General features: G+C 39.7%; 10 protein-coding genes and 1 pseudogene. All 11 read left to right on the forward strand.

Translation table 11 applies throughout. The features are described 5' to 3' along the window. Positions 1-219: 219 nt before the first annotated feature. Positions 220-606: a YlqD family protein gene (locus AC1DUW_RS15420; protein ID WP_053345301.1), complete on the forward strand. Its 387-nt coding sequence runs from the start codon at positions 220-222 to the stop codon at positions 604-606. 10 nt (positions 607-616) lie between these two features. Continuing rightward, complete coding sequence (gene rimM, locus AC1DUW_RS15425; RefSeq protein ID WP_477642898.1) at positions 617-1,135, forward strand: ribosome maturation factor RimM; 519 nt, start codon at positions 617-619, stop codon at positions 1,133-1,135. After that, positions 1,135-1,869 (forward strand): tRNA (guanosine(37)-N1)-methyltransferase TrmD, encoded by a 735-nt coding sequence (gene trmD, locus AC1DUW_RS15430; RefSeq protein WP_053345303.1) that lies wholly within the window; start codon positions 1,135-1,137, stop codon positions 1,867-1,869. Before rimM ends, trmD begins: the two co-directional genes overlap by 1 nt. A 130-nt stretch (positions 1,870-1,999) precedes the next feature. After that, entirely contained in the window at positions 2,000-2,347 is a 348-nt protein-coding gene (gene rplS / locus AC1DUW_RS15435; RefSeq protein WP_053345304.1) for a 50S ribosomal protein L19, read from the forward strand. Positions 2,348-2,566: 219 nt separating this feature from the next. Continuing rightward, a complete protein-coding gene (gene lepB / locus AC1DUW_RS15440; protein WP_053345305.1) occupies positions 2,567-3,127 on the forward strand; it encodes a signal peptidase I in 561 nt (186 codons plus the stop codon). A gap of 17 nt (positions 3,128-3,144) precedes the next feature. Beyond that, positions 3,145-4,017: a ribosome biogenesis GTPase YlqF gene (gene ylqF / locus AC1DUW_RS15445; RefSeq protein ID WP_053345306.1), complete on the forward strand. Its 873-nt coding sequence runs from the start codon at positions 3,145-3,147 to the stop codon at positions 4,015-4,017. Positions 4,018-4,219: 202 nt separating this feature from the next. Next, on the forward strand, positions 4,220-4,993 hold the full coding sequence (locus AC1DUW_RS15450) for a ribonuclease HII (RefSeq protein WP_477642899.1): 774 nt from the start codon (positions 4,220-4,222) through the stop codon (positions 4,991-4,993). Positions 4,994-5,010: 17 nt separating this feature from the next. Then, positions 5,011-6,927, forward strand: a complete 1,917-nt coding sequence (locus tag AC1DUW_RS15455; protein WP_053345308.1) for a hypothetical protein — start codon at positions 5,011-5,013, stop codon at positions 6,925-6,927. Further along, on the forward strand, positions 6,924-7,196 hold the full coding sequence (locus AC1DUW_RS15460; protein WP_053345309.1) for an EscU/YscU/HrcU family type III secretion system export apparatus switch protein: 273 nt from the start codon (positions 6,924-6,926) through the stop codon (positions 7,194-7,196). Before AC1DUW_RS15455 ends, AC1DUW_RS15460 begins: the two co-directional genes overlap by 4 nt. Before the next feature lie 542 nt (positions 7,197-7,738). After that, positions 7,739-8,899 (forward strand): ADP-forming succinate--CoA ligase subunit beta, encoded by a 1,161-nt coding sequence (sucC, locus tag AC1DUW_RS15465; protein WP_053345310.1) that lies wholly within the window; start codon positions 7,739-7,741, stop codon positions 8,897-8,899. An 18-nt stretch (positions 8,900-8,917) separates the two neighbouring features. Further along, positions 8,918-9,072 (forward strand): annotated as a pseudogene (locus AC1DUW_RS15470) (succinate--CoA ligase subunit alpha); the annotation flags it as partial.

Genomic DNA, 9,072 nt, shown 5'->3' on the forward strand with positions numbered 1-9,072 from the left:
GCTAATACCCCTCCTTTTTTTGTACTTCAAGAAAGTTGAATTCCGACTTTAATCATATTCAAATATTACTCAGAGTTTAAACTTTACGCCTTTTTAAGACGCATCTTTTACCGATTTACGTTATACTTAAGAGAATGACCCCCATTTTTCAAAAAGATTACCCTATCATACATATTTTTTGAATGAAATAAGAAATCATAGATAATAGGAGGTGCTGGAATGAAAATTCTCCAAAATGTAATCGTTAACCAAGTATTAACGGAATCCAGCAAGAATCAGCTCCTCGAGAAGTACAAATCAAAACGTCTACAGCTTCAAAAAGAGAGTGAACAGCTTCGTTTTGAACTGAAAAAACTTGAAAAAACTAGGAACCTTCAGCCCGCTAGTCTCCGTGCTCATTTTGAAAAAGAAATAAACCAAAGGCAAGAAAAAATCAAACTGCTTGAATTTCAAATGGAACAGTTGGAAATCCTTCCTACTGGAAGCGAACTGAAGGAACGGGAAGTTCAAAGTATCATTGAGGTAGAAATTGGGGCAGATTGGGACGAACTTATGACAACGAAGACTATTGTCATTAAAGATGGAATCGTCTCGGAAATTCGTTAGAGGTGAAAGAATGGAAAATTGGTTTAATGTAGKTAAAATTGTCAACACACATGGTCTTTTAGGTGAAGTCCGTGTTATTTCATCAACAGACTTTCCGGAAAAGCGTTTCAAAGTAGGCAATACGCTGTATTTATTTAGAGAAACAGAGAAAAAGCCTTTGCCACTTATTATCAGGTCGCATCGCAACCATAAAAACTTTAACTTATTGACGTTTGAAAACTACTACAACGTCGGTCAGGTCGAGGCTTTCCGGAATGGAGTCTTGAAAATTAAGGAAGCTCAGCTAGGTAAATTGGATGAAGGTGAATTCTACTTCCATGAAATCATCGGCTGTTCGGTGTTTACAGATGAAGGTGTAGAAATAGGGGAGATCATTGAGGTTCTAACGCCGGGCGCCAATGATGTTTGGGTCATTAAGAAAGCTGGCAGTAAGGATATTTTAATTCCATATATTGATCAAATTGTGAAAGAAGTAGATATATCTGCTAAAAAAGTTATCATCACACCGATGGAAGGGCTTTTAGACTGATGAAAATCGATGTACTTTCGCTATTTCCAGAAATGTTCGAAGGGGTATTTGGCTCGTCAATTTTAAAAAAGGCCGCAGAAAAACAGGCTGTCAGCTACAATGTGACCAATTTTCGTGATTATGCAGACAATAAGCATTCGACAGTAGATGATTATCCGTATGGTGGCGGTGCAGGGATGGTATTGAAGGCACAACCCATTTTTGACGCCGTAGAAGCCCTTAAAGGGCACGCTGAGCAAACGCCACGAGTTGTCTTGCTATGTCCACAGGGAGAGCGTTACACGCAGAGAAAAGCTGAAGAGTTTGCGAAAGAAGATCATCTTATTTTCATTTGCGGACATTATGAAGGGTATGATGAGCGCATCCGGGAGCATATTGTCACAGATGAAATATCAATAGGTGACTTTGTGCTTACAGGTGGTGAATTGGGTGCTATGGTTATTATAGACAGCGTTGTTCGCTTACTTCCGGGCGTGTTAGGAAATGTAGACTCCCCGATTCTTGATTCATATTCTTCTGGTTTGTTAGAGCATCCCCATTATACTAGACCTGCAGATTTCAGGGGAATGAAAGTTCCTGATACGCTTATATCCGGTAATCATAAAAAAATCGATGAATGGCGGATGAAAGAGTCATTACGCAGGACGTGGAATCGACGACCGGATTTGCTCGAAAGCTATGAACTTTCGGACGTTGAAAAAAAATTATTGTCAGAGATTCAAAAAGAAGACTGATGTCTATTGCATCAGCATCTAGAGTATGATAGGATATACCTTGTGACTTGGGCAAAATGCTCAGTCTTATAACGATGTTCCGCTGCAAACAATTAGTATTTGTAAGAGCGTCCAGGAGGAGTTGAAATCGATGCAAAATCTTATTAACGATATCACAAAAGAACAACTTCGCACAGATCTTCCATCATTCAGACCTGGTGACACAGTACGTGTACACGTAAAGGTTATTGAAGGAACTCGCGAACGTATCCAGTTGTTTGAAGGCGTTGTAATCAAACGTCGTGGCGGCGGAGTTAGTGAAACTTTCACAGTACGTAAGATTTCTTACGGCGTTGGAGTGGAACGTGCTTTCCCTCTTCACACACCAAAAATTGCGCAATTAGAAGTTATCCGTCACGGTAAAGTACGTCGTGCGAAACTTTATTACCTACGCGAACTTCGTGGTAAAAAAGCACGTATTAAAGAAATTCGTCGTTAATTCTTCGAATATCTCTATGCGGGTTTGCCATGATTCACATATGGTGAGTAACCAAACAGTATTATGCAAAAAAGGAGCTTGTTTAACAGGCTCCTTTTTTTGCACTTGAAGAAAAAATAATCGCTCATCAGGGTGAAGACTATAAAGAATCCTGCTCGCTATAGCGTCCGCAACATGTTAAAATAATTGTTGATATGCTTTCTAAAAGGGTGGGTAAGGATGACGAAAAAGAAAAATGAATTGTGGGAATGGACTAAGGCGGTCATAATCGCGGTTATAGCAGCCACGCTGATTCGTTATTTCCTCCTGGCTCCGATTGTCGTGGACGGCAATTCCATGATGCCGACATTAAAGGACACGGACCGCATGCTCGTAAATAAAATCTCCTATTCAATTAGTGAACCGAAAAGATTCGATATTATTGTTTTTGAAGCCCCTGAAGGCAAGGATTATATAAAACGGGTCATTGGGTTACCAGGCGAAAAAATAGAATATAAAGATGATACGCTTTACGTGAATGGAAAAGCCTATGCAGAGCCATACTTGGATGAATATAAAAAGCAGTTGATTGATGGCGGGGCTTTGACAGAACCATTTACATTAAGCGATGTCATAGAACAAGAAACCGTGCCTGAAGACCATCTATTTGTCTTAGGAGATAATCGCCGTTTTAGTAAGGACAGCCGCCATATTGGCGTTGGTGTTGTTCCTTACAATAAGGTGTTAGGTAAAACTAAATTAGTTTATTGGCCGATTGAAGATTTTCGATTGGCGGAATAGTAGGAAGGTTGATTCCATTGACAATACAGTGGTTCCCTGGCCATATGGCCAAAGCAAGAAGGGAAGTAACAGAAAAATTAAAACTGATCGATATCATCTTTGAACTTGTGGATGCCCGGATTCCTGCATCTTCACGAAATCCGATGATCGATGAAATCATACAGCATAAACCAAGGGTTATCCTTTTGAATAAGGCTGATATGGCTGATCCGGTAAAAACCAATGAGTGGCTTGAGTATTATAAATCACAAGGTAAAACGGCAATCGCTATTAACTCACAGGCAGGAAATGGCTTAAACCAGATTACAGCTGCCTCTAAGAAACTTTTAAAAGAAAAGTATGATCGGATGGAATCAAGAGGAATTAAGCCGCGTGCGATTCGTGCTATGATTGTCGGTATTCCGAACGTAGGGAAATCTACTTTAATCAATCGTCTTGCTAAAAAAAACATTGCCAAAACAGGGAATACACCTGGTGTTACGAAAGCACAGCAATGGATAAAAGTAGGAAAGGAATTAGAACTTCTGGATACTCCGGGGATCCTCTGGCCTAAATTTGAGGATCAGGAAGTTGGCTTAAGACTAGCGCTAACAGGAGCAATCAAAGATACGATTTTAAACTTGCATGAAGTTTCTTTATACGGCCTTCGCTTTTTGGAAAGAGAATATCCGGATCGTTTGAAATCCCGTTATAATCTGGATGTAATTCCTCAAGAAACGCTAGAACTATTTGATGCAGTTGGAAAGTTCAGAGGTTGTCTAGCATCTGGGGGCTTTATTGATTATGATAAAACCGCAGAATTGGTCGTTCGAGAAATCCGTTCTGAAAAGATGGGGCCGCTCACGTTTGAGCTACCGATAGAAAAAGAAGAAGAAAATACCCCCGAATAACTTCTTTTGAGGTTAGAGAACACAGACATGATTCTTAAAAGGAATGTCTGTGTATAGGGTTGATACGGAGCTGGAGGTAGATGTCAAAAGGTTTTTTTACCTTTTGATGTCTCTTTTCCGCTCCGTATTTTTGTTTAAGCTGTAGAAATGAAACAAGACTGCCGATAATTAAAATGATAGGTGATAAATGATGAAAACTGCCATGAGTATAAAAGAAATCTCTTCAAAATTAAAAACAGTAAGCGAGCCAGAAGATTCGTTCTTAAAAGAATGCCAGGAGGATGGACGAAAGGGAGTAACAGACTTAGTAAGTAAATGGCAAAGAGCCTATGAAAAAGAGCTACAGGTAAAGAATAATTTTATGAAAATGATGGAGTTTGAACGGGAGTTGCGAAAACAGGGATTTTCAGTTCTTGCCGGTATCGATGAAGTAGGAAGAGGGCCGCTAGCGGGACCGGTTGTGACTAGTGCAGTTATTTTACCTGAATCTTTTTATCTACCAGGGCTAAATGATTCTAAGAAAATTCCTGAGTCAAAGAGGGAACTATTTTATGAGACTATCTTAAAGGAAGCTGTATCCATCGGGGTGGGCATTGTACATAGCGAAGAAATTGATGAAATCAATATATATCAAGCTACGAAAAAAGCCATGATTGCGGCTGTGAACAATCTTTCAGAACTCCCGGATCATTTGCTGATTGATGCGATGGAACTTGAAGTGCCGATTCCTCAACTTTCACTCATAAAGGGAGATGCAAGAAGTATTTCTATCTCTGCTGCCTCTATTATCGCTAAGGTGACACGTGACAGGATGATGAAGGGATATGGGGAAGCGTATCCAGAATACGGATTTGAAAAGCATATGGGGTACGGGACTAAACAACATTTAGAAGCACTCGATAATCACGGGCTTACACCTTGGCATAGGAGGAGTTTTGCACCTGTAAAGGAAATCGCCGCACGAACGAACGATTAAGAGAGAGGGCGAGAGAGATGCAATCGATAACAAGCGGTCAATCCGTGTCGTCACCCATTGAAATAAAGGGAAGTACGAGTTTGAAAAACGGACAAATCCTTTTCGGAAAAGTGAATAGGATTTATCCTAACCAAACAACGGAAGTGCAGATTGGCCATCAAAAAATGATTGCCACACTCGATATCCCACTTCAGGCAGGAGAAATGTATTGGTTTCAAGTACAGCAGCCAAATGAGGGGAAGGTTGTGTTAAAAGTACTGGATTCTCCGAATGTAAACTTTTCTAGTTTAAAAGGAGCGGCTGCACAATTGCTCTCTCATCTTGGCATATCTCCAGAACCGGAGGCAGCCAGCCTTGCCGAATATTTACTGAAAAATCAACTCCCAATTACAAAGGATACTTTTTTGTCTGCTTTGCAATGGGTAAAAACTGCTGATGCAGAAGAATATGGCCTGTCTATCATCAAAAAAATGTTCCTTCAGCAATTACCTTTTGTTGAAGATGTATTTGTAGCGTTGTTGGCACAAGCAAAAGGCGAACCTTTTCACAAATTGCTCAGTGGCCTGCAGCAACAATTAAAGGACAGTGTTTCGGAAACATCAGTAAAACTAAAAGGCGTATTAGACTCGTTACATGTAGCTAAACAGGATCAGCTTCAACAAACTGGTCTACAGAAACTTGTTACCACTTGGATCGATTCCAGTGCATCACCTGAATTGAAAACTGGGGCATTCTCCCTGCTTCAAAAGACTGGTTTCGTTCCAATGGGGATTACTGAGGCTGGCTTTTTGGAGAAATTAGTTGTCGAATCGGCGGAAATATCAGGATCTACTAAGAACTCAGTGACTGATAAACTACAAAAGGGACTGCAATTGCTATCTGATGCAAAAAATGGAACGTTGGGGAAAGTTGAAAAGGTCGAATATAGTCTAAATCGATTATTAAACGGTCTTGATTATGTAGAAGCAGAAACGTCTACTGATATCAAATCAATTCAGCAAAAAACCATTTCTACAGAAGAACTGTCCGCTCTTGCTTCCCGCTTGCTTGAGCGTACGTTTGCAGAAGCATCAGCCGGAAATAGAATAGCGGGTGCCGAAATAGAGGTAAATGACCTAATAGCCCATTTAAATAAGGATACAGAGAAAGTTACCGAGTCGAAGGGTAAAGTGACAGAACTGCTGATTCAATCGCTTAAGCGACGTCCTGAGGCGCTCTCCGTTACGAATGCTGAGAAACTAGTGCTTACACAAGTGCTGGAAACTGAATTTCAAACAATCGATTTCACGAATGGTGCCTCTGTTGCACAACAACTTAAAGAGTGGACGAAGATGCTTGGACTACAGTTGGAACATGCTCTTGCTAATATGCATGGAGATGGTTTGGAAGATTTAACAAAGGATTTAGAGACCCTCAAGCCGTTGCTACTTAAACTTCTGAACGAGCAAAATCCGGCATCCGTTAAGGAACTGGCAGAACAAATTTTGAATCGAATTACTGCTCAACAGATTCTTTCACAGGAAACGGGCCCCTTGCAGAATTTACTCCTTACATTGCCTCTTAATCTTGGGTCTTCTAAAACGGACTTAACGTTGCAATGGAGCGGAAGGAAAAAAAAAGATGGCAAGATAGATCCCGATTATTGTCGAATCCTGTTTTGTTTAGAGTTAGAACGTCTTAAGGAAACGTTCATTGACATGCAGGTTCAAAACCGTGTCATAAAAGTGACGGTCATTAATGAGTATAGTAAAACAATAGAAGCAGCTGCCGACAATTATCTTACACTGTTGAAGGCGAATCTGAAAAAAATGGATTACAGATTATCCGGAGTTTTATTTGAAAATCCAGTGAGCAAAAAAACTACTGAAACGAAATTGAAATCCGCCCTTTTTTCAGAAAAAGAATCATATAGTGGGGTGGATATTCGGATATGACGAATGAAAAACGAAAAGAAGCGATCGCTTTAAAATATGACCCGGAGATATCGAAATCCCCTGTCATCTTGGCAAAGGGGAAAGGTAAAACTGCGGAAAAGATTCTAGATAAAGCAATAAAACTGAATATCCCTGTTCAAAAAGATGTGTCGTTAATCTCCCTTTTGGGGCAATTGGATATTAATCAAACGATTCCGGAAGAATTGTATGAAGCGGTTGCAGAGGTATTTGCGTTTGTTTATAAAGTTGACCGGGACTTGAATCGGTAAGATTCAAATTATTTGGGTTGATTTATGTGAATTTATGTGAATTTATGGTTGATTTATGTGAATTTATGGTTGGTTTATGTAGAATTTTAGGAAATGCACTTAAAAATTTTTATTATATTAAAAACATACTAAACTATCAGAAAAAGGATAAAGCTATGGCTTTGTCCTTTTTCTTTTTCTGAAGATTTGAAATTTTTTAGAAAGATAACTATAATGTTTCAGAAAAAGATAGATGAATAAAATGATGAAAAAAGGCTTGTAAACAAAGTGTTTATACTAAATGAAAAATGGAATGGCTATTTTTAGAATGGAGATTTCGGACCGAGATAAATACTATTTTAAAAAAATAAACATATTAGTGGACTTCGTTTTTTCCATTTTATACACCGACCTAGAAGTATATCGTAATAATTTTTTCAAAATATTGCGAAAGAAAATCATGCACGAAGTAGAATTTTGTTGTAATATGATAGAGAAAACACGCATTAAATCTAAATGTTGTTTTTTGGTAGTTGTTTTTTAGTAGATAAGGAGGATGGGAAATGAATATCCATGAGTATCAGGGGAAAGAGATTTTGAGACAATACGGGGTATCTGTTCCGAATGGCCGGGTTGCCTTTACTGTAGATGAAGCAGTAGAAGCAGCGAAGGAGTTAGGTACAGATGTTGTTGTCGTCAAAGCTCAAATTCATGCGGGCGGCCGCGGGAAAGCCGGCGGAGTTAAGGTAGCAAAGAATCTTGACGAAGCGCGTACATATGCAGAAGAGATTCTTGGTAAAACGCTGGTGACCCATCAAACAGGACCTTCAGGTAAAGAAGTTAAGCGTTTACTTATTGAAGAAGGCTGCGACATTACGAAGGAATATTATATTGGACTGGTCCTAGACCGTGCAACAAATAGTGTGGTATTGATGGCTTCTGAAGAAGGCGGAACGGAAATTGAGGAAGTTGCTGAAAAAACTCCAGAGAAAATTTTCAAGGAAGTGATCGATCCGGTTGTTGGTTTAACTGGCTTCCAGGCACGAAGAATCGCTTTTAATATCAACATTCCGGCTTCGCTAATAAATAAGGCGTCTAAACTGATGGTCAACTTATATACAGCATTCGTTGAAAAGGATTGTTCAATTGCTGAAATCAACCCATTAGTTGTGACAGGCGACGGCAATGTAATGGCACTAGATGCTAAATTGAATTTCGATGATAATGCGATTTACCGCCATAAAGACATTGCGGAGTACCGTGATCTAGATGAAGAAGATGCTAAAGAAATTGAAGCATCCAAACACGGTCTTAGTTACATATCGCTTGACGGAAATATCGGTTGTATGGTTAATGGTGCGGGGCTTGCAATGGCAACGATGGACATCATTAAACACTATATGGGAGACCCGGCTAACTTCCTTGACGTTGGGGGCGGAGCTACAGAGGAAAAAGTTAAAGAGGCTTTCAAAATCATCCTATCTGATCAAAAAGTAAAAGGTATCTTTGTAAATATCTTCGGAGGAATTATGAAGTGTGACATTATCGCGACAGGTGTCGTAGCTGCTGCAAAAGAGCTAGGCTTGGATGTCCCTCTTGTTGTCCGTCTTGAAGGAACGAATGTGGATCTTGGGAAAAAGATTTTGAAAGAGTCTGGTTTAAATATTACGGCTGCTGAATCAATGGCAGATGGAGCACAAAAAATAGTATCACTTGTAGGATAATAGGCAGGGGGGAACATAATGAGCGTTTATATTAATAAAGATACGAAAGTGATCGTTCAGGGAATCACAGGCTCAACAGCATTATTTCATACAAAACAGATGTTGGAATACGGCACGAAGATCGTGGGTGGAGTAACTCCGGGTAAAGGTGGAACAGAAGCGGAAGGGGTACC

The sequence above is a fragment of the Peribacillus sp. P4_C12 genome (assembly GCF_056402095.1).

Excerpts from the sequence above, each read along its gene's own strand:
- AC1DUW_RS15420 (WP_053345301.1), top strand. The coding sequence starts at position 220 with ATGAAAATTCTCCAAAATGTAATCGTTAACCAAGTATTAACGGAATCC.
- trmD (WP_053345303.1), top strand. The coding sequence starts at position 1,135 with ATGAAAATCGATGTACTTTCGCTATTTCCAGAAATGTTCGAAGGGGTA.
- rplS (WP_053345304.1), top strand. The coding sequence starts at position 2,000 with ATGCAAAATCTTATTAACGATATCACAAAAGAACAACTTCGCACAGAT.
- lepB (WP_053345305.1), top strand. The coding sequence starts at position 2,567 with ATGACGAAAAAGAAAAATGAATTGTGGGAATGGACTAAGGCGGTCATA.
- AC1DUW_RS15450 (WP_477642899.1), top strand. The coding sequence starts at position 4,220 with ATGAGTATAAAAGAAATCTCTTCAAAATTAAAAACAGTAAGCGAGCCA.
- AC1DUW_RS15455 (WP_053345308.1), top strand. The coding sequence starts at position 5,011 with ATGCAATCGATAACAAGCGGTCAATCCGTGTCGTCACCCATTGAAATA.
- AC1DUW_RS15460 (WP_053345309.1), top strand. The coding sequence starts at position 6,924 with ATGACGAATGAAAAACGAAAAGAAGCGATCGCTTTAAAATATGACCCG.
- sucC (WP_053345310.1), top strand. The coding sequence starts at position 7,739 with ATGAATATCCATGAGTATCAGGGGAAAGAGATTTTGAGACAATACGGG.